This window comes from Acidobacteriota bacterium (genome assembly GCA_026393675.1).
In the GTDB taxonomy this organism is placed as follows: Bacteria; Acidobacteriota; Vicinamibacteria; order Vicinamibacterales; family JAKQTR01; genus JBAXOX01.
Window position 1 is genome coordinate 23,269 of the sequence record JAPKZQ010000040.1, and the last position, 19,205, is coordinate 42,473.

Annotated in this window: 19 protein-coding genes and 1 pseudogene; 5 read left to right on the forward strand and 15 right to left on the reverse strand. The window is 64.2% G+C overall.

The annotated features are described in order from the left end of the window. Nucleotides 1-131: 131 nt before the first annotated feature. The 10 genes from NT151_09505 to NT151_09550 form a co-directional block, all read right to left on the reverse strand. Nucleotides 132-566 carry a hypothetical protein gene (locus tag NT151_09505; protein MCX6539151.1) on the reverse strand — a complete coding sequence of 145 codons (435 nt, stop codon included), beginning with the start codon at nt 564-566 and terminating at the stop codon, nt 132-134. Nucleotides 567-881: 315 nt separating this feature from the next. Next, nucleotides 882-1,199, reverse strand: a complete 318-nt coding sequence (locus NT151_09510) for a hypothetical protein (GenBank protein ID MCX6539152.1) — start codon at nt 1,197-1,199, stop codon at nt 882-884. A 312-nt stretch (nt 1,200-1,511) separates the two neighbouring features. After that, entirely contained in the window at nt 1,512-3,080 is a 1,569-nt protein-coding gene (locus tag NT151_09515; protein ID MCX6539153.1) for a hypothetical protein, read from the reverse strand. Then, a complete protein-coding gene (locus NT151_09520) occupies nt 3,077-4,624 on the reverse strand; it encodes a hypothetical protein (GenBank protein MCX6539154.1) in 1,548 nt (515 codons plus the stop codon). Before NT151_09520 ends, NT151_09515 begins: the two co-directional genes overlap by 4 nt. A 41-nt stretch (nt 4,625-4,665) precedes the next feature. Then, nucleotides 4,666-5,892 (reverse strand): AAA family ATPase, encoded by a 1,227-nt coding sequence (locus NT151_09525; GenBank protein ID MCX6539155.1) that lies wholly within the window; start codon nt 5,890-5,892, stop codon nt 4,666-4,668. Beyond that, nucleotides 5,889-6,176, reverse strand: coding sequence for a hypothetical protein (locus NT151_09530; GenBank protein MCX6539156.1), 288 nt, complete (start codon nt 6,174-6,176; stop codon nt 5,889-5,891). The genes NT151_09525 and NT151_09530 overlap by 4 nt, the downstream gene beginning before the upstream one ends. A 51-nt stretch (nt 6,177-6,227) precedes the next feature. Next, complete coding sequence (locus NT151_09535) at nt 6,228-6,470, reverse strand: hypothetical protein (GenBank protein MCX6539157.1); 243 nt, start codon at nt 6,468-6,470, stop codon at nt 6,228-6,230. A 49-nt stretch (nt 6,471-6,519) separates the two neighbouring features. Continuing rightward, the gene (locus NT151_09540; GenBank protein ID MCX6539158.1) at nt 6,520-7,440 is read right to left on the reverse strand and encodes a hypothetical protein; all 921 of its coding nucleotides are present in this window, start codon (nt 7,438-7,440) and stop codon (nt 6,520-6,522) included. 5 nt (nt 7,441-7,445) lie between these two features. After that, nucleotides 7,446-8,669 carry a site-specific integrase gene (locus NT151_09545; GenBank protein ID MCX6539159.1) on the reverse strand — a complete coding sequence of 408 codons (1,224 nt, stop codon included), beginning with the start codon at nt 8,667-8,669 and terminating at the stop codon, nt 7,446-7,448. 301 nt (nt 8,670-8,970) lie between these two features. Further along, nucleotides 8,971-9,567 (reverse strand): RNA-binding protein, encoded by a 597-nt coding sequence (locus tag NT151_09550; protein ID MCX6539160.1) that lies wholly within the window; start codon nt 9,565-9,567, stop codon nt 8,971-8,973. 247 nt (nt 9,568-9,814) lie between these two features. Here NT151_09550 and NT151_09555 point away from each other — a divergent pair, with 247 nt between their 5' ends. The 4 genes from NT151_09555 (at nt 9,815) to NT151_09570 (ending at nt 13,929) form a co-directional block, all read left to right on the forward strand. Next, on the forward strand, nt 9,815-10,849 hold the full coding sequence (locus NT151_09555; protein ID MCX6539161.1) for a peptidylprolyl isomerase: 1,035 nt from the start codon (nt 9,815-9,817) through the stop codon (nt 10,847-10,849). A 26-nt stretch (nt 10,850-10,875) separates the two neighbouring features. After that, nucleotides 10,876-12,252: a M20/M25/M40 family metallo-hydrolase gene (locus NT151_09560; protein ID MCX6539162.1), complete on the forward strand. Its 1,377-nt coding sequence runs from the start codon at nt 10,876-10,878 to the stop codon at nt 12,250-12,252. Between the two features lie 364 nt (nt 12,253-12,616). Continuing rightward, complete coding sequence (locus tag NT151_09565) at nt 12,617-12,868, forward strand: YfhL family 4Fe-4S dicluster ferredoxin (GenBank protein ID MCX6539163.1); 252 nt, start codon at nt 12,617-12,619, stop codon at nt 12,866-12,868. Between the two features lie 185 nt (nt 12,869-13,053). Then, nucleotides 13,054-13,929 carry a DUF3108 domain-containing protein gene (locus NT151_09570; GenBank protein ID MCX6539164.1) on the forward strand — a complete coding sequence of 292 codons (876 nt, stop codon included), beginning with the start codon at nt 13,054-13,056 and terminating at the stop codon, nt 13,927-13,929. An 18-nt stretch (nt 13,930-13,947) separates the two neighbouring features. Here NT151_09570 and NT151_09575 read toward each other — a convergent pair whose 3' ends face one another. Both NT151_09575 and NT151_09580 read right to left on the reverse strand, forming a co-directional pair. Further along, complete coding sequence (locus NT151_09575) at nt 13,948-14,982, reverse strand: glycosyltransferase family 2 protein (GenBank protein ID MCX6539165.1); 1,035 nt, start codon at nt 14,980-14,982, stop codon at nt 13,948-13,950. After that, nucleotides 14,979-15,968 (reverse strand): lysylphosphatidylglycerol synthase transmembrane domain-containing protein, encoded by a 990-nt coding sequence (locus tag NT151_09580; protein ID MCX6539166.1) that lies wholly within the window; start codon nt 15,966-15,968, stop codon nt 14,979-14,981. Before NT151_09580 ends, NT151_09575 begins: the two co-directional genes overlap by 4 nt. Before the next feature lie 204 nt (nt 15,969-16,172). Between NT151_09580 and NT151_09585 the strand changes: the two genes are divergently transcribed. Then, nucleotides 16,173-17,771, forward strand: a complete 1,599-nt coding sequence (locus NT151_09585; protein MCX6539167.1) for a B12-binding domain-containing radical SAM protein — start codon at nt 16,173-16,175, stop codon at nt 17,769-17,771. Nucleotides 17,772-17,860: 89 nt separating this feature from the next. On the opposite strand, the gene NT151_09590 is transcribed toward NT151_09585, so the two are convergent. The 3 genes and pseudogenes from NT151_09590 to NT151_09600 form a co-directional block, all read right to left on the reverse strand. Further along, nucleotides 17,861-18,175, reverse strand: coding sequence for a HigA family addiction module antitoxin (locus tag NT151_09590; GenBank protein MCX6539168.1), 315 nt, complete (start codon nt 18,173-18,175; stop codon nt 17,861-17,863). A 13-nt stretch (nt 18,176-18,188) separates the two neighbouring features. Beyond that, nucleotides 18,189-18,365, reverse strand: a pseudogene (locus NT151_09595) (type II toxin-antitoxin system RelE/ParE family toxin). A gap of 97 nt (nt 18,366-18,462) precedes the next feature. Further along, entirely contained in the window at nt 18,463-19,170 is a 708-nt protein-coding gene (locus tag NT151_09600; protein MCX6539169.1) for a hypothetical protein, read from the reverse strand. Nucleotides 19,171-19,205: the final 35 nt, after the last annotated feature.

A 19,205-nucleotide genomic window follows, 5' to 3' on the forward strand; every position in this document is an offset into this window, starting at 1 on the left:
CCGCCCTGCTCGACGATTGCTGCGCCCACTACAACAGCCTCGAGGCCAGCGCCGTTTCACTCAGGTATGGAGGTTGTTAGGCTGTAGAAGGTTGACGCCTCCGCGAATGGCGCCAGGCTCGCTGACTCATGCTAGTCGTGGATGTTGACCACGATGCCGTTGTTCGTCGCATGTGCTCCCGGCGACTGCGCGGACGCGGCGCCGGTCGATTCCATGACCGGCAACAACACCCTGAACGTCTCCAAATCGTCGGCCGCTCGTATGATGTGGGCGGCCATCGCCTCCGCCCACTTCACGCCGATGACGTGGTGAACCTGCTCAAGCCACCAGGCGCGCCACTCCGGGCGCCTGAACCGCCAGCCGACTTGCACGTGTGACAGGCCGGCCAGATGTCCGATGTTGCGGGTGGTAGGCGGTTTCCGCTCCGCGCGAAGCGTCAGCCATGCATCCAGGATGGCCCAGTCCTTCGGCGTTGGGTGGTAGGGGGCGGGAACGGTAGGCTCCGGAAGGGTTCTCCGCCAGGCGCGTGGCGTCGCCTGCTGTTCCTGCGAAACGAGTCCGGGCATGGTCGTTCCTTTCAACTGCGCGGGTGTTGCTCATCTCCGGACAACGGACGCCGGACAGGGACAGACACCCCCTCTAAAGAGGGGGGTTGTCCGTCCGCTCTGTCGAGGGCTGTTTGTCCGGACAAGTTGTCCGCCAAATTCGGCCAATGATTACGGGCGCGTTTCGCGTACTCGGGGCGCTTGTCCGCTCGCGTTCGGACAACGTGTCCGAAAAAGTTGTCCGCTCCACTTGTCCGCCCGTATTTCCTAACAAAAACACAGAAACCCCTGTCTTGCCGATGACGTGTCCGGAACTTGTCCGCTCCCGTCCCGAGGTCATGACTGTTGTCCTACCAGCACCTGGAGCCGGCGGGTCAAGTCCTCATATTCCGGTGTGTTCTGTTGGCCGCTGGCATCCATCGCCTCAAGGGCTTGCGCCAACTCGGTGGCTTGCATCAACACCTGTTCCTGCTCGAGCGTCGAGTCGAGGGGCTCTGGGGCCTGCAGGTCGCCACGAAGGGGAACCGGCTTGCCTTGGTCCTGCAGCGTGTCGATCGAGGCTCCACGTGGCCGCAGGCCGAAGGGGCCATTACCCAGGGGAAGGGTCGGGCGTGGGGTCAGGCCGGAGGCGGTGAGTGATGGGCGAATTCTCATAGGGTGACTCCGTTCCGACGTTGTATCCTTGCCCTCGTATGTCCTCAGACGTTCGTGACTTCTGGCTTCTCGTCACGGGCCTCGTCCTCGCCTTTGGCTCCGCCGCACTCGTCATCCGTTGGATGCGGCGGGCGACACCGACACACTGGTCTCGCCCGACGCGTTGGGCCTATCTTGGCTTCAAGTGGACGCTCATCTCGTTTGGCGGATACGCCTGCCTCGGGCTTGCCGTCCAGGAACTACAAGAGAAACGCGTCGGCATCGGCACGGGCGTCCTCTTCACGGTCGTCTTTGCCACCATCAAGGCCCTGATTACTGTTTGGACGACACTACGACACCAAAGCGGCCCAGAATCTCCCCAGCCTCCTGCGCGTTCTGATTCGTGATTGCATCTTCCAGGCGCTTCGCCCACACCCCCGCCCTCATTTGGTTGTTCCGGAGCCAATTGGCTGCAAAGGACAACAGCGGCAGTTTCCCGCTGGCAATCTCGCCCGCGGCGATGACATGCGCGGGGAGACTGACGGCATCGCGGTTGCCCTGTCGGAAGAGCGTCCGATCAAGGGTCTGTTTCGCCTGAATCGCCGCCTTCTGTTGGGCGAACAGGGGTTGTGTCTCTGGAACAGCCGCCTTCACTGAGTCACGGGCCGCGCGTTCCACGGCCTTGCTCGCTTCCTGCCCGGCCCCCTTCATCTCGCCCCACGCCTTGCGGTTACTCCAGCGCGACGTACCACGCGCAATATCCAGCGCCTCCCCAGGCGCAACGTCAGTCCTGAGCGCACGCGAGGCAACCTGTTGCGGGGTCAACGCCGGCTGTCCGGACGCATTGAAGAGACCGGCGATCGACGGTCTCATAACCGTCTTCGTGACCGTTTCCGATAGTGGTGATTGCTCGAGCAGTTCACTGGCCGCGCGGCGAATCGTGGCGACGTCATCGGCGGGAAGGCCCTGTTTCGCCGCGCTTCGTTCAAGGGCCTGGAGATAGCGCATGGCGCGTTGTGGCGCATCGCTGACCGCGCTGCTCTTCGAGAGCGCGTCCTGAATCCCTTTCTCAGCCGCCGTAATGAGCGCCTCTGCCTTGGCCGGTGTCGTCAGTTTGTTGTCGAGAATGAATCGGCTGAGGCGATTGGCGATCGCGTCGATACCCTGGACGGATGCCCCAGCCTGCTGCTTCATGGCCGTGACGGTCGGCTTGATGGCCGCGCGGACGAGCGGCACCGCCAACGATCCGATCCCCTCCGCCGCCTTCGCAACGGCGCCACCGATGACGGGCATTGCGGCGCCGACGCCTGCCGCCGTTCCAACATCCCCGCCCTGGATCTTCGTCATGCCTGCCGATAAACCGGACTGCACGGCGGATCGTGTCCCGAGGTTGATTGCTGACCGGCCGAGACGACTCGTCACCGCTGGCAGCACTTTCGCCGCGATCCCTGTCGCGAGTTTCTCGGCTTGGGCTCCGGGGACGAAATACTCAGCGACCTGTTCGATGACATTGCCGACCTTCTGCGCGGTGTTCTGTGGAGCCAGATCAGGCCCAACGTCTTCTAGCGCCTGCTTCGTGTTGATGCCGGGCACCCCGAGCGCGCCGTAGCCCGCATCGATTGCGGCGGCGACCCCTGGGATCTTCGTGGCCAGTTTCCCCAGGCCGACCGCGCTCGTGCCGAGCCCCTTCAACGCGCCGAGTAGGGCGTCCACGATGACGCCGTGATCGACGGGCTGGCCGTTGACGCTGAAGTGTGCTGACTCGCCGACGTTGACACGATCGGTCGGCGCATTCGAGGCGAACCAGTTATCCCCACCCGAGGGAGCGGCTACAGGCGGAGCAATGAGCGCGCCAGGCTTCGGCGCATTCGAGGCGAACCAATCAGGCTGTTGAGGCATCATCGGATCACCGTCGCCCCAAGCGATTTGTAGTGTTCCACGAGGCCAGCCGGAACATCCGAAATCTGACCGTTCGGTGCCTTCATCTTGACCGTCCCGTCACCGCCAGCAGGAGACGCTGACGCTGTGGCAGGCGGAGGCGCTGCCTGTGGTGGCGCCCCGCCCATCCGTGTCGTGATGTGATCGATCGTGGCGCCGTACCCGTCAATCGTCAGGCGCATCTCGCGTTTCATCAGGCCGACCACACTAGCCAGCGTGGTCGGATTCATTGTGGCCTTCACCAGATCCTCCGCCGCCTTGCGGGCGGAATCCGACGAGGCCGCGACTGCCCCGGTGGACCCTTCCATGATCTTCGCGTATTCGGTCGAGAACGTCGTGATTGCGTTGAACAGCATCGCCGTGTCGCTGTCGCCAGCAATCTCCTTCTTCCCGGCCAGAAGCCAACTGTTCAACATCGGAGAAGCCGTGCGCCCGACCTTGGGCGAGAGTTCGCTGATGATATCCGTCTGAGCCAGGGCCTTCGTCTCGAAGGACTCCGCCGCCGCACTCATCGTCGTCATCTTCCCCAGCGCCCCGCTGTCAGCCTTGTAGGCGGCCTGTTTCTGGATGGCCATGACCGGAGTCTGTCGCAGCGCCTTCGCCTGTTGTGCCGTTCGGTTGATGATGGCTGCGCGCGCCTGAGCGTTCCCCATCCCGAGCGCCGGCATCACGCCCGTAACACGGTACTGCGTGGCCGCGTAGTCAACCCCTTCGTCGGTTAGCGCGCCATTCGTGCCAGGCCCGCCACCCAGCATATTGACGAGGCTCGGTTTCCACGTGGCCGTCGCGTGCTCCTTCGCGCCCTGCAGCATCTGGTCCGGCGTCGGATTCTTGCCGTACTTTCCGATGATGTAGGCGCCCTCAGACCCCATCGGCGGGATCGGCTGTTCGCGTGGTGGCCCCTGAAACGTCTCTGACACTCCGGGCCTCGCTGTCGGCCGCGTGCCAGAACTGCCAGGCGTGTAGATGTGTGTCTTGCCTTGGTCCTCGGCGAAGCTCTTCATCCACGTTGCGTCAAACGCCTTCTTCGACGATTCCTCCCGCGTGTCGAGCGGCAGTTCGAAGCCCGGAACCCCGATTGACGGCTGGCCGGGTATTGGGTAGGGCTTCAGCTTCTCCCGCGTCTGCTGTTCCATGAAGGTCGGCAAAGATCCGAATCCGAAGTCTTGTTCCCCCGCCGGCTGTTCGCGTGACGTGAACTGCAACATTGACTCCGGCGCGTCGATCAGCGAGTACCGCCCGTTGATGGCGTTGTAGTTCACCAGCGATTCGTCCCGCGCCTTGCCCTCGTTCGACACGGTCGCGATCATCTTCCGAAGGTCCTGCTCCTGCTGCGCGATCCGGTCCAGCCGGCCTGCTCGATCCTGCTCGGCTTTCGTCTTCGCCGCGTCCGCCTTCATCCCCTGCATCCACTGGTATGCCTTGAAGAACCCGTCGAGCCCTTGGCCGAGCCCGTAGCCGATCGCGTTCCCCCACCCGCCAGCCTTCTGGAGTTGTGCTTGTGGCATGGTCGTCCTCGCCTATATGTGTCCGTTTGCCTCGAGCGCCGTCACGACGCCCGCCTTTCAACCAAGTGGATTCGGGTCACGCCGTCAGCCCCCGGCTGCCGGGTAAACAGCTTCGAACAGCGGCGGACGGTCCGTTCGATCGTCTCGACCTTAGCGTCAAGTTCGGTTGACATCGCCGTCAGAGTCATCGGGCCGCTGGTCAGCGTGCCGCGCATCCGCTGCCACAGCGGCAGCTTGCCGGCGAAGTCCTCGGACTCGGTGAGGTTGCTCGGCTGGATAGAGATGCGATCGCCCCGAAATGAAATCTGGAGCCCTCGGGCAGCCAGCAGCGGTCCCGTGTTGCACTTGCGATGGAACAGCGCCACCGTCACGTCACTGGCGTTGCCGTCAGCCTCGGAGCGTTTGGCGAACCATGTACTCCGCGCGCTGTTGTGCCAGAAGGCCGAGCCGAATGGCTTTTGGTCGCCGTTCTCGCTGCGGTTGATGTGCGCGATCATCGTGGCCCCGACGCGCAACTGGCGCATGGCGCGACAATAGGCGTTGGCCGTCTCGGCGGCCTCGGGCGGTCCGTCGCACCCGTAGGCGAGCGAATCGAGGATCATGTACTGAATCCCGTGCGCCACGATCAGACGCCGGAGCCGGTCCACTTCAACTGTAAGCGGGGCCTCACAGCGCGCGTACCGCACGTCGGGCATGTCGGCACCGAACAGAGATTCGAGCCGGGCGCGGTGATCCCCCGCGCTGGTTTCCCAATCGGCATAGAGCACCGACACCCCGCGCTGTGCGAGTTCGCCGGCCCGCGCGAGGGCAATCAGGGACTTGCACGCGCCGCCATCGCCGAAGATGATCTCGGGGTGATCCTTGAGCACGGGCAGCCCGTGGATGGTCCAGGTCGCGTCAGGTGAGGGTTTCGGCATGTCGCGGAGCAGCACCGCCGACGCGCCTGTCCGCTCGGCGATAACGACCCGCTGACAGAAGTACTCAAGCGTGCCGTACCAGTCGTAGTCGCTGGCCTCACTGCGCTTCGCCAATAACTTCGCGCGGGTCTCGCGGGCCGAGATGGATGAGAAGTTGAGGCTGCCGACCAGCAGCGCACCGTCGCCGTTGACACGCTTCGCGCCTGGCAGGTCGCACGTCACCGTCAGTTCGCCGATCAGTTCGCCCGAGTGCCGCGCCAGACGGTCCACCGATAGCACGATACCCGGCCCCGGCACTTCGAGCCGGTAGCAACCGTCGCCTCGATCGATGAAGTCCTGCTCGGGCGTCATGCGGCGCGCCCCGTTGCACCACGCGACGTGTAGCGCGCGAGTTCAGCCCGCAGCGAACGGATCGCCCCACGCTGGCTGATGATCGTCGCGCGCAGCCGCTTCACCGTTTCGGTGAGTGCCGCCACTTCGGCAACGGCGACCTGATTCAACTCGCGGTAGATGTGCATGTCGGCGGCCAATTCTCGCGCCTCATCAGTCGGGTCGTGCTCGGAGAACGCGAGTTCGCGGATGACTAGATCCGCTGCGCCGAGTGGTGGTAGAGTGTGCGAGTCCATCTCGTGCATGTGTCTTCGCTCCGGGCCGCGCTGCCAACGCGGCCTTCCGTCTGTACGGGCTCATGCCGCCGGCCGGACCGTGTGGCTGTCGAGCCACCGTTCGAGATCGGCCACGCGGTAGCCAATCAACCGCCGGACGCGGACAAACGTCGGCCCGCGGCCGAAGATGCGCGCTTTCTTCAGATACGCTCGGCTCATGCCGAGGTAGCGGGCCGCGTCCGGTTCGCGGAGCACGGCCGGAACGATGCCGCTTGCAGTGATGGACGTCGTAGCGTTGGTGGGTGCCTGGGTATGCTGCATCATGCCCGGAGAATACCGAGCACGGGACCACCGAAAAAGGACAGTTAAGGACTCAGCCTAGCCCGGTGACTTTTCGAGGTCGGCCCGTTCGAACGGGCGCGCGCAACGTGACCCCCACGATTGGCGCCAGCCGAACAACCGCATCACGCACGGTGTTGTGGGGTGCTTCGCGTGACGCCACGGGAAGCCCCTTCGCGATCGTGGCGTAGGACTCGCGGTTCATCTGATAGCGAACCAGCCAGACAAAATGCCTGTCGTCTGAATCATCAGCCGAGCCTCGCCGTGCCCGCAGCCGCTTCAATCCGTTGGCCTCTGCTTGTGTCAACACGTCGCGGGCGTGTTGCTTGGCGCGTGCGCCATACTCGGTCGTGGTGTCCCTCAGGGGGTCAAGCCGCGGGAGTCCCCGCGGTGGACGTTGCGCCGCTTCGATGAACCAGCCGTCTGCCTCCGGCGACGTGCGCGTGAAACGCGGCCCCTTCCCTGTCGCGGGCGCTGATGACTCTGGCGCGTCCACGGCTGCCACGGCGGCGGGATGTGGGAGCGGCGTCGGTTGCGGGCCGAATCTATCGGCGACGTGCCACGTTCCACGCCCAAGCGTCCCACGGAACCATCCCGTCATCGACTCCCGAATGATGGAGCGGAACGGACCGTCAGACAGGCCGTACCGGGCCGCCCATGCGTCAACGTCAGGATTGCAGAGCCACGGGACCGCGTCGAACGTGACTGGGCCTGTCACAATTGGCGCCGGCGGCGGACTCGCCTTCTGGGTCGTGTTCATCCTCGCATCCATCAGCGCCAGCGCGTCCGCTCCCATCAAGGCTTCCACTTCCTTGAACACGAGCGGGCATCGCGCGGGCGTCATGGCTTCGAAGAACCGCGCCACGGCGCCGTGGATGGGATAGCGCGGATCGTACAGGTCGCCAGGGATGAGCCGTTGCGGTGGCCGCTTCGGGTCTTGCGTGCTGTTGGGCATCGTCGTCAGCCCGCCGCCACGAGCTTCGCCACCGCGGCCGCGCGATGCTCAGGCGCCAGATGGGCGTACCGCAGCGTCATCTTGATGTCCGCGTGCCCAAGCAGCTCGCGCACCGTGTTCAGATCGACGCCAGCCTGTACCAACTTCGACGCGAACGTGTGCCGCAGGTCATGGACCCGGAATCCGGCAATCGGTGTGCCGATGACGCTCGTGAGCAGGTTCTTCCATGCGGTCTTGATGTCTACGAGCCGCCCGCCGTCCTCGCCGGGAAACACGTAGCCATCGGCGGGATCGGGCTGCCACGCCTTGAGTACATCCGCCACCGTCTTATTGAGCGGGACATATCGGGTCTTGCTGGACTTCGACGTTTCGCCGCGCACTGTGAGCAGCGCCCCGGTCAGATCCACATCACGCCACGTCAGGCCGCAGGCTTCGCCGAATCGCAGCCCGGTATGGAGAAGCATGATCACCAGTGGGGTCAGCACGTCGGTGTACATCCCGAGTTCGGGCCAGAGTTCGTACCCGCGCTGTGCCCGCCAGACGTTCGCTGAGACGCGCGCTTGACGACGTTCCTCGTCTCGCGCGGCCAGCGCCGCCCGCAGCCGCGTTTCTTCATCGGGTGACAGGTAGCGCAGCCGCCCGATCGCGTCCACTCTCGCGAGCTTCAGGCCCGCCAGGGGATGCCGATCAAGGTGGCGCCACTCCACCGCCTTCGCGAGACAGGCCTTCAACGCCGCCAGCACCCGGTTGGCCGTGGCCGGGCTCCGGCCGCGCTTCAAATAGGCATTTCGCCACTTCTCGATCGCGAACGGCGTCAGATCGGCCAGCAACGTGTTGAGGAAATCCTTAAAACGGCCCTCGAGCATCTTGATCGTGTCGTCGCCGCTCGTGCGGTTCGCACGAACCCACGGCGCGTAGGAGTCGGTGATGAACTTCCCGAGCGCGATCCGCCGCTTGGCTTCTTGCGCCTGCCGTTTCTTCGCCGCGATCGGGTCATCGCCGCCAGAGTCCTCGCCGAGCCGTTCACGCGCCAGCTTGCGCGCCTTCAGCGGAGGGATCACATCGGCCCGCCCGATTGTGAACCATCGTCCTCGGCCGAGCCGGACCAGCCACGAGTGGTGGCCGCTCGGTCGGACGCGCAACACCAATCCGCGTTGTTCGCTATCAGCCAGGTCATACGAACCGGGTTTGAGCGAGTCAAGAAGCGCCTGGGTGATCTTCGTTCTCACGGTGCCTCAAATCCCTAGTGGTGCTCCTGGTGGTGCTTTGCGCGTCATTCTCGGTGGTCGCAGCGTCACCCGCCATATCCGACACAGCCAGTGTAACCCATTGGTAGGTAAGGGTCACACGGTATTTGATGAGTGATGGAGAGTAGCGGGTGTGAGACAGGAAAATCACTCTGAAAATGCAGGGGTCCCCAGTTCAAGTCTGGGCCTCGGCACCAGAAACCCCACACACATACATCGCGGTTAACGGGCGGCGCCGAGAGGCGCTCGCCCGCTCATACCGCTTCGGTATCCGGCCAGCGGTCTATTCGTCGCCCGCTTCGTCGGCCACTTTGTCGGCCACTTTGTCGGCCACTTTGTCCTGGTCGGGAAGGCTGGTGGCGAAATCATCGTACTGAGCGGGCGGCACGGCATCTACGGCCGGATCGTCCACGTCGTACACCCGCCCACCGCCACGCACCTTGATCGGCCCCTTCGGCCCCGGGTCGCCCCGCCCTTTCCCTTGCGACGTCCGCTTGCCTTTCGGCGGCGCGGGCGGACCGAAGTTGCGCTCTCGCCGGGCCCCGGGCTCGCCCCCGCCAGGCGCGGGCGGCCCCCCGGGTCTCGGGCCAAAGCTCGAGGGCCCGCCCATCATGGGGCGCGGTCCCCGTTCTTCCCTGGGCCGGGCCTCGCTTACCGACAAGGCCCGTCCCATGAACGGCTGCCCGTTCAGTTGGCGAATGACCTCGGTTGCCGCAGCCAGATCCGCGTAGTCGACAAACGCAAACCCGCGAGGGCGACCTGTTTCGCGGTCCATCGGCAGAACGACGGACAGCGGTGGCGCGACGCTTGTGACATGAGCCCGAACATCGGTCTCTGTCGCGCTGTATGGGAGATTTCCAAGAAACAACCGGACTGCCACGCTGTTATTTCACCTCGTGATGACACGGCGACATGCCGCTGTATGGCGCGATAAGTGACTGCTCTGGCGGAAAGGTAAGATGGGGAGTCAAGGCTTCAGTGCGTGTACCGGCCTTGACTGTAGCAAACCTCTCATTTCCGCGCAACTGCGAAACACAAGACGCCCCTTTCCGGTGCCCCTTCCGTGCCTTGCGTATCGGCGGACGGTCTGGTACCTTGGGGCTGTCCTTGCTATTCTGGGAGTTACCGTGAAGAGAAGCCTAGCCGTGCTCGCCGTCGTTGTTTTCTGTGCCACTACTGCCGCGTGCGGGAAGAAGGAAGCGGCCAAGCCGCCAGCCGCTCCGGCCAGATCCCCCGCCACCACCGCCCCCGAAGGCGCCGCCAAGCCTGTGCCCGCACAATTGCCGGACGTAGTCGCCAAGGTCAACGGCGAGGATGTGACCCGGGCTGAACTCGACATGGCGGTGCGCACCCTCGAGCAGCGCGCGCGCAACACCGTGCCGCCCGAGCAACGGGACGCCGTGTACCGCCAGGTGCTCGATCGCATCATCGGCTTCCACCTCCTCGCCCAGGAAGCCCGATCGCGAAAAATCGTCGCCGCCCCATGGGACGTGGACAAGCAGCTCGGCGATCTCAAGAAACAGTTCCCCAACGAGGCGGCATTCAATCAGATGCTCCAGGCGCGCGGCGTGAGCTTCGATCAGCTGCGCAAGGAGACCGAGGACACCCTGGCGGTCAACCAGATGCTGCAGGCGGAGATCGAGCCGCAGGTCAAGGTGCAGGACGCGGACCTCAAGACGTTCTTCGACCAGAACAAGCCCCGCTTCCACCAGGCGGAGTCGGTACATGCCAGCCATATCCTGATCCGCGCCGACGAGAAGGCTGACGTCGTCACCAAGACCAAGGCCAAGGCGCAGGCCGACGATCTGCTGAAGCAGCTCCGGAGGGGTGCCAAACTCCCCGACCTCGCCAAGAAGTTCTCCCAGGACCCGGGCTCCGCGCAAAACGGCGGGGACCTCGGCTTCTTCAACCGCGGCCAGATGGTAGCGCCGTTCGACCAGGCGGCCTTCGCACTGAAGCCGGGCCAGATGAGCGGTGTGGTCGAGACCCCGTTCGGCTACCACATCATTCAAGTGCTCGAGGCCAAGCCCGCGCGCGACGTCGGGTTCGACGAAGTGAAAGACCAGATTCGCGAGTACCTGGCCACTCAGCAGCGAGAACAGATAAGCCAGGTGTTCGTTGATCAGCTGAAAGCCAAGGGCAAGATTTCAGTCTTGATCTAGACGCCCTGGCGGATGGACGCCCCCAAATGACCAGACCTGCTCTCGCCCTCTTGATGGTGGCGTTCGTGCTGTCGGCGATCCTCGTCGCCGCGCCCGCGCCTCCCGACTGGCTCACGCCGCATCGGGACGCCGCGTCTCGCCTCATCGGTGAAGCCCTGTCCACCACGCACGCGTGGCAACGCCTGGCCGAGTTGACCGACACGTTCGGCCATCGACTGGCCGGCTCGAAGGCGCTCGACGACGCGATCGCGTGGGCCGTGTCCGAGATGAAGAAGGACGGCCTCGACAACGTCCACGCCGAGAAGGTGATGGTCCCGCACTGGGTTCGCGGGCGTGAGAGCGTGGAGCTGGTCGAGCCGGGTCCGCAGCAACTCGTCATGCTCGGGCTGGGCAATAGCGTCGGCACGCCACCGGAGGGCATCAAGGCCGAGGCCGTCGTCGTCGGCAGCTTTGATGAACTTGACGCGCTCGGCACGCGCGTCGCAGGACGCATCGTCGTCTATAACGTGCCGTTTACCAACTACGGCGAAACGGTTCGCTATCGCTCCACCGGCGCCTCGCGCGCAGCCGCCCTGGGCGCCGTGGGGATGCTGCTCAGATCGGTGGGCCAGCCCGGCCTCCGAACGACGCACACCGGGGCGCTGACGTACGCGGACAATGCCCCCCGGATTCCCGCAGCGGCCATCACCTACGAGGATGCGGACCGCCTCCAGCGGCTCCAGGATCGTGGAGTGAAACTGGTCGTTCGCCTGTCCATGGAAGCGCGCATGCTACCGGACGCCGAATCGGCGAACGTCATCGCAGAGATTGTCGGACGGGAACATCCCGAGGAGGTCATCGTCATAGGCGGTCACCTCGACTCGTGGGACGTCGGCACTGGCGCGACCGATGATGGGGGCGGCAGCATCGCGTCGTGGGAAGCCATTCGCCTGATGAAGAAGCTGGGCCTTCGGCCGCGGCGCACGGTTCGCGCGGTGCTCTTCACCAACGAGGAAAACGGCCTGCGCGGCGGCCTGGGCTATCGCGACCAGCACAAGGCCGAACTCCCCAACCATCTTCTGATGATTGAGATCGACGGTGGCGTCTTCAGACCACGGGGATTCGGGTTCTCTGGCAGCGAGGCGGCACGCGCCCTCGTCAAGGACATCTCGTCGCTGCTGGCCGGCATTGATGCGACCGCCATCGGATCCGCAGGTGGCGGTGCCGACATCGGTCCGAGCGTCGAGGCGGGCAAGATCGCTTCGATGTCGCTCGATGTCGATTCGAGCCTCTACTTCACGATCCATCACACGATGGCCGACACGATCGAGCGGATTGAGCCGGCCGATCTGGCGAGGTGCGTTGCGGCGATCGCGGTGATGAGTTACGTCGTCGCCGACATGCCACAGCGCCTTCCCCGCTGACCAGCTCGCATGCTTGAATGGTCTGGGCGCGCTCATGGATGATGTGCCGGTTTCCACCGGCATGACGCGAGTCCTCGTCATTCCGGCGAACGCCGGAATCCAGCCAGCGTTCCTCTCTGGATGCCGGCGAACGCGGGAATCCAGACCGCGCAGATAACACCACTCGAAATGCGACGGCTGGGGTCGGCATTGGCATGAAGCTTGGCGAGTTTTCGACGACAAGACGCCGGGAAACCGGCGCTCTCGGAAACATCGTGGGATTGTCGTGGGAAAACGTCCTTTTCAGAGCGGATCGAAGTTTGCTATTCTGTAAGCGAAACGAAACTTCGTGCCCATGGTGGCACTGATTTGGAGGAAACCGGTCATGGCAATGTTTATCAAGGAAGCGGATTGCATCAGCTGCGGCGCCTGCGAGCCTGAGTGCCCGAACGAGGCAATTACTCAGGCGGAATCCGTGTACGTCATCGCAGTCGACAAGTGTACGGAGTGCGTGGGCGCCCATGATGCCGCCAAGTGCGTCGAAGTATGCCCCGTGGACGGCTGCGTCGTCACGGACCCCAACAATGTTGAGTCGCGTGAGGATCTCGAAGCCAAGTACGCACGGCTGCACGTCTAGTCTGTCGGCGTAGTCTGCACCTTGCGACAGTTACTGGGGGACCCGCGTGGTCCCCCGTTTTGTGTACGCTCACAAGTGAGCCTCGGCACCGACGACCGCGCCGGAGCGTAGCTTCCGCTTGGCCCGATACAGTATTCTGGACTGACATGATTCGTTGCCGCGTGACTCCTATGAATAACACTCGCATGCGCTTGCGTCTTGCCGCATCAGTCGTTCTCTGCCTCCTCGTTCTCGGCGGCCAGAGCGCGGCCACAATGGAGGTCGGGCAGGCAAAGCAGGGCACCAAGGTCGGAGCGAAGCCTAAGCGGACTCAGCCAGCCAAGCGCCCACCGGCGAAGAACGCGGCGGTCCCGGCTCCCGCGCCAAAAGTCGAGCGTCCCGTGCCGTTCACGGCGGGCGAGACACTGTCATACGACGTGTCGTGGTCGATGGCCTTTGTGACGGCCGGTACGGCGACGCTTCGCGTGGTCGACAAGCACTCATCATACGGATCGCGGGCGTACTACATCCTTGGTGAAGGCCGCCCGACGCCAATGCTGGCGAAGCTGTACTCGCTCTACTACAAGGCTGATTCGCTGCTCGATGTCTACACGCTCACGTCCCAGCGCGGTTCCGTCTATAGCGACGAGAATGGCCGGACGCGCATGAAATCGCTCCGATTCAATCCCGACGGCCGGACGGCGCTCTTCGAGATGCAGACCTCGACCAATATGAAGAAGGACATCGCCGTCCCGGCGCAGTCGCAAGACGCGTTGTCAGCGCTTTTCGCGCTGCGTGCGATGACGTTGTCCTCGGGCATGACCATCAGGATGCCGGTGTGCATCAGCGACACGGTCTACTACATGTCTGCGACGGTTGGTGCTCGGGAGGATGTGAAGACGGGCATCGGCACCCAACCTGCGCTGAAGATCACACCCGTTATGACCGACGCGACGGGCAAGCCGGTCGGCCGCAAACTGTCGCTGTGGCTGTCGGACGACGCCAGGAGGATGCCGCTCCGGTTGCAGGCCGATCTGGCGGTCGGCAGCTTCAACCTGGTCTTGAGAGAAGCGAAGTATTAATGGATCTTGAGAGCGGTTCTAGGTAGAAGCGTCGGCCGCGCTGAACGGCCATCGCCCGCCCGTCGCCAGATTCACGACCGCCCCGAATCCCCAACATAGGTGGATGGTCGCGAACGCCGCCATCAGAAACGGCTGGAGCCGCCACTTGCCCGTTCTTCTGCACGCGTCCGCGGCTGCCAGGGCAAGCACGGCGGCGTAGAACGCCAGAAGGCCGAGCAGTACCACGCTCGCGACCCGCGAGAACACTCCCAGCACGCCAAGCGCGATCAGCACGGCGACAAAGGCCGCAGGCACCGCTTGCCGCCATCGGAGCGATGCCGGATGCAGCCGCAGCATGGCGACCTTCCACCAGCCATACCGGAAGTACTGGCGCGCCAGCGCTCCGAACGTGGCCCGCGCGAAGTATGTGGACCTGATGGCCGGATCGAGCACGACGCGGCGGCCGATCGTGCGCACGCGGTAGTTGAACTCGTAGTCTTCGTTGGTCAGCAGGCGTTCATTGAGGCCGCCAAGTTCGGTCCACAGCGTCTTCCGATAACAGCCGAACGGCACCGTGTCGACATCCTGCCGCGCGGTCGAGCCTCGGGCAATCCGGTACGCCGCATCGCCCGCTCCTGCCGGATGCGAGCCGGCGCGTGCAATCGCCTCGGCGGCCAGCGTATTCGCTCCCGGCGCCACCTGCCACACCCCGCCCACCACGCCGACCTCGGCGCACTCCTCGAGTGCGGCGACCGCCCGGGCAATGTACTCGGAATCAGGAACGCAATGGCCGTCCAGCCTGACGATCACTTCTCCTGTCGCTCGAACTACACCCGCGTTGACGGCAGCCGGGATTGACGCCTTCACGACCGGCACCACGCGAACCACGAGGGATGGATGTTCACGACAGTACGCGGCCACCACATCGGCCGTGTTGTCCGATGAACTGTCAACGATGACGATCTCGCTCACCACATACTTCTGTTGCCGGATGGCTTCGAGAAGGCTCGTGATGTGCCGCGCCTCGTTTCGGCACGGCACCACGACCGAGACGCGACTCGTGTTCGCCGTCATCGCCGCCCTCGAATCATGGCCAGTACGTCAGGCCCGAGCGTGGCGTCGCGGGTCACTCTGGCCAGCAACCACGCGCCGAGCACGAGTTTGGGTCCGTACGCGATCACATACAGCACCACCGAATAGGCCACAGCCGTGGTGCGGTCGACTGAGTAGACACCGAGCGCGAGCACCGTCAGGTACTGGAACACGCCCAGATTGCCAGGCGTAGAGACTGGCGCGCTGCCCACTTGCAGGACCAGCAGCACCAACAGCGCGGCCACCGGAGAAACAGGAATGTGAAAGGCCAGCAACAGCAGGTAGTTTGTGAACACGGAAAGCAGGAGGATCACAGCTGAGAGCGCCAGTGCCGCGCCCAGCGTCCGGGGATCCCGCAGTTGCGCGGCTTCCCCGACCGCCGTCGCGCTTCGCCGGGCAAACCGCGCCAAGCCCTTGTGCGTAAGCGTTTCCACTTTCGCTCGTAAGAATGCCGACACGCGCCGGCCGGCGAGCATGGTCGCCACCCCGAGCGCGGCTGCGATCAAACCGGCGATCGTCATGGCGCGGACCGGCCCTGCCAACCATGGAGGGAAGGTAACCTGCAAGGCGAGCCAGGCGGCCGCAAGCGCGACCACGCCCATGTCCATGAGGCGCTCAGCCACCACTGTCACAAATGTGCGTTCGAGTGTCTGGCCTCCCGTTCTGGAGACCAGAAGCACGCGCACGAGTTCGCCGACCCGGATTGGCAGCGCGATATTGACGGCCTGCCCAACGACCTGCGCCTTGAAGAGCAGACCCCATCGTGGTGAGTGATGGGTCGATCGTCCGAAGAGGACGCGCCACCGTTCCGTGACGAGCGCAAGCGAGGCGGCAATCGACACGAGCGCAGCCATTGTCCACCATGGATCGGTCTGCCCGATCGCCGCGACGAGCGCCCCGGGCGACTCGCCCCGGAACGCCAGCCACAGCGCTACGAGCCCAATGATCGATCCGACGACGACGCGCATCCTCGGCAGTCTAACGCACACACGCGGATGCGGCCAGCAGAACAGGAGGGACTGTGGTCAGTACGTCATCTGTCCCGGGGAATTAGTACGATATCTGTCGGGTCGAGAGGCGGGTGGGGTGTGGCCGTCGATGGGATATGCGGACGTATCCTGACGCCGCCGTGGAGGGGGTGGCACCAAGGCGTGCTATCCTACCGGGCGTCCGTGAACAGTCTGCTGATCTCCCCCCGGTTCCCCTCGACCTTCTGGTCATACGAGCCAATTCTCGAGCTGGTCGGCAAGAAAGCCTTGATGCCCCCGCTCGGCTTGATCACGGTCGCGGCGCTGCTGCCTGATAGCTGGACGTGCCGGCTGGTGGATTGCAACGTCCGACCCGTCACCGACGCGGAGTGGGCCTGGGCCGACATCGTTCTGCTGTCGGCCATGATCGTCCAGAAGCCGCACCTGCTGGAGCTGGTCGCGGAGGCCAAGCGCCGCAACAAGCCGGTCGTCGTTGGCGGGCCGTACGCGACGGCACTCCCCGACGAACTGCGGAACGCCGGCGCCGACTTCCTCGTCCTCGATGAGGCCGAGCTGACGCTGCCACCATTTCTCGAGGCCCTGACGCAGGGCGTCGCCGGGGGCACCTTCACTGCCGGCGGGGCGAAGCCCGATGTGACCACGACGCCGGCCCCGCGCTTCGACCTGCTGGAACTGGCCGCCTACGACTCGATGTCCATCCAGTTCTCCCGAGGGTGTCCCTTCCTCTGCGAGTTCTGCGACATCATCGTGCTGTACGGTCGGCGCCCGCGGACGAAGAGGCCGGACCAGATGCTGGCCGAGATGGATCGGCTTCACCAACTCGGGTGGCGCGGTACTGTCTTCATCGTCGACGACAACTTCGTCGGCAATCGCCAAGCGGCCAAAGAGATGCTGCGCGAGCTGGTCGGCTGGCAGGCCACGCGTGGCTTTCCGTTCCACTTCGACACCGAGGCGTCGGTCGACCTCGCCCAGGACCAGGAGTTGCTCGACCTCATGGTGGCCTGCGCGTTCAGGTCGGTCTTCCTCGGCATCGAAACCCCCGATGCCGAGAGTTTGGAGCGTACGCTCAAGCACCAGAACCTCCGCCAGCCGCTCGACGAGGCGGTCGACACCATTACGGGATCCGGCATCCGCGTGATGGGCGGGTTCGTCATCGGGTTCGACGGGGAGGCGGCAGGCGCCGGGTCACGCATCGTGGCGTTTGTCGAGCGTACGGCGATTCCGACCGCGTTCGTGTCGATGCTGCAGGCGCTCCCGGGGACGGCCCTGTGGGATCGCCTGGGCCGCGAGGGCAGGCTTCGCGACACGGCGACCGCCTCGGGCAACCAGACGTATCTGACCAACTTCGCGCCGACCCGGCCGCTTTCACAGGTCGCCCGGGAGTTCGTGGAGGCGTTCGAGCGGCTGTACGAGCCGCGCGCGTACCTCGACCGCACGTGGCGGTACTTCCTTGCGCTTGGCGCGACTAGACGCGTGGCGCGGCCCGTCCAGGCTACCCCACCGTCGGTCCGGGAGGTGCTGCGGACGCTTCCAGCCCTCATTCGCATTCTCTGGCGCCAGGGTCTGGCCCGCCGCACGCGCTGGCGCTTCTGGCACCATCTGGTGAGCATCAGTCGCCACAATCCGGGTGCGCTGGCTGACTACGTGACGGTGTGCGCCCTCAACGAGCACTTCCTGGTGTTCAGGCGGTTGGTGCGCCGCGGCATCGACGTACAGTTGGATGCCATGCGCGCGCCCGACCTGTTGCCGGCGGAATCGGAACCTGCCGTCGTCGTCTCCTGACGTCGGTCAGGTAGCGTCGTCGGGCCGAGGATCCGCCTCACGCGAATCAGCACCACCGCCAGCATCTGGAAGGAAGGTCCAGCCAGTTGTCAGGCGACCCTCAGCGGCTTGATGCGCGCGACCTCAGACTTCATGGTCCGAGCCGCATCCCACAGGTCCACAGCGCGCTGCGCGTTGAGCCAGAACTCGGGCGAGTTGCCGAAGAGGCGCGAGAGCCGCAGCGCCATGCCCGAACTCACCGCCCGACACCCCCGAAGCAACTCGTTGATCGACTGGCGGGAGACGCCCACGGCCTCAGCAAGGCTGGAAACCGTGAGTCCGTAGTCCGGCAGGAAGTCCTCCCGCAGCATCTCGCCGGGATGTGTGGGCCGGCGCATCAACGCGCCGGTGTTTGGAATACTCATGTCAGACCTCATCTCAGTGGTAGTCCGTGATCTCCACATCATAGGCGTCGCCATCGACGCATCTGAAGCAGATGCGCCATTGATCGTTGACAGAGATGGCGTGCTGTCCCTTCCGGCCGCGATCGAGCTGGTGCAACCGGTTGCCGGGCGGGACCTTCAGATCATCAAGGCGCGCCGCCACGGCGTACCAGCGTCTCGATCAAGCGCTCGATCGATTTCTGAAAGAGGTGAGGATTGCTGCGTAGAGAACTTGACTCAATAACTCAGATCCGGGTCAATCAAGACTTCTAGACAATGATCCTCTGGAAGATCCGATTGCTCGATGACAGATCCTCGAAGAACTTGGGATTCCATGGACGAAGGCTCGTCCCCACTAGTCCGGCAAGATCGTGCTGGTGGACTTCGAAGCCATAATCATGCACGCCAATGAAGTCCGAGGCCTTCAGGTCGCCAGCGAACAGCTGTACCTCTCGGGCCTTGTTTCCGTTGTCACAATAGAGAAACACCGACGGCCCTCGGTTGACGAGCTTCTGAATGATTGTTCGCGTTTTCGGATGAAAGATATCGCGACGATAAACTCGCCCACCCAACTTCCGAACGAGACGCAGCGCCCGATAGTTGGCGCGCTTTGTCGGGGCTGTTTTCCGTTGCAAGTCGAACGTGAAGAACCTCGCGCCGTTCAGGTATGCGTAAGTGGCGAGGTAACAGGAAAAAGCACCGGAGCCGGTCCCCAATTCGACAATGACCTTGGGCCGCTGAGAAGCCAGGAATACGTCAATGGTGAAAATGTCTGACCATTTCCGTTCTATCACCGTGCCAGCGTAGGCCCGCCAACCGCCATCGGGACGCTCACCCAACAAGCTCGCCAAGGTGAGACTTTCGACCTGGCGGTCACAAAAGATCGACCAGTCATGCTTCACGCCCGCACCTGTGGCCCGGCGTACCGCCTCGACGAATGCCCGCGGGATCAACGACCGCGCGATGTGGGATCTCATCGATTCCGCCTCCAGCCTGATGGGTCAAAGCCCTC

Coding starts and splice junctions, on each gene's coding strand:
- NT151_09505 (MCX6539151.1), bottom strand. CDS start 566: ATGCCCGGACTCGTTTCGCAGGAACAGCAGGCGACGCCACGCGCCTGG.
- NT151_09510 (MCX6539152.1), bottom strand. CDS start 1,199: ATGAGAATTCGCCCATCACTCACCGCCTCCGGCCTGACCCCACGCCCG.
- NT151_09515 (MCX6539153.1), bottom strand. CDS start 3,080: ATGATGCCTCAACAGCCTGATTGGTTCGCCTCGAATGCGCCGAAGCCT.
- NT151_09520 (MCX6539154.1), bottom strand. CDS start 4,624: ATGCCACAAGCACAACTCCAGAAGGCTGGCGGGTGGGGGAACGCGATC.
- NT151_09525 (MCX6539155.1), bottom strand. CDS start 5,892: ATGACGCCCGAGCAGGACTTCATCGATCGAGGCGACGGTTGCTACCGG.
- NT151_09530 (MCX6539156.1), bottom strand. CDS start 6,176: ATGCACGAGATGGACTCGCACACTCTACCACCACTCGGCGCAGCGGAT.
- NT151_09535 (MCX6539157.1), bottom strand. CDS start 6,470: ATGATGCAGCATACCCAGGCACCCACCAACGCTACGACGTCCATCACT.
- NT151_09540 (MCX6539158.1), bottom strand. CDS start 7,440: ATGCCCAACAGCACGCAAGACCCGAAGCGGCCACCGCAACGGCTCATC.
- NT151_09560 (MCX6539162.1), top strand. CDS start 10,876: ATGACCAGACCTGCTCTCGCCCTCTTGATGGTGGCGTTCGTGCTGTCG.
- NT151_09565 (MCX6539163.1), top strand. CDS start 12,617: ATGGCAATGTTTATCAAGGAAGCGGATTGCATCAGCTGCGGCGCCTGC.
- NT151_09570 (MCX6539164.1), top strand. CDS start 13,054: ATGCGCTTGCGTCTTGCCGCATCAGTCGTTCTCTGCCTCCTCGTTCTC.
- NT151_09575 (MCX6539165.1), bottom strand. CDS start 14,982: ATGACGGCGAACACGAGTCGCGTCTCGGTCGTGGTGCCGTGCCGAAAC.
- NT151_09580 (MCX6539166.1), bottom strand. CDS start 15,968: ATGCGCGTCGTCGTCGGATCGATCATTGGGCTCGTAGCGCTGTGGCTG.
- NT151_09590 (MCX6539168.1), bottom strand. CDS start 18,175: ATGAGTATTCCAAACACCGGCGCGTTGATGCGCCGGCCCACACATCCC.
- NT151_09600 (MCX6539169.1), bottom strand. CDS start 19,170: ATGAGATCCCACATCGCGCGGTCGTTGATCCCGCGGGCATTCGTCGAG.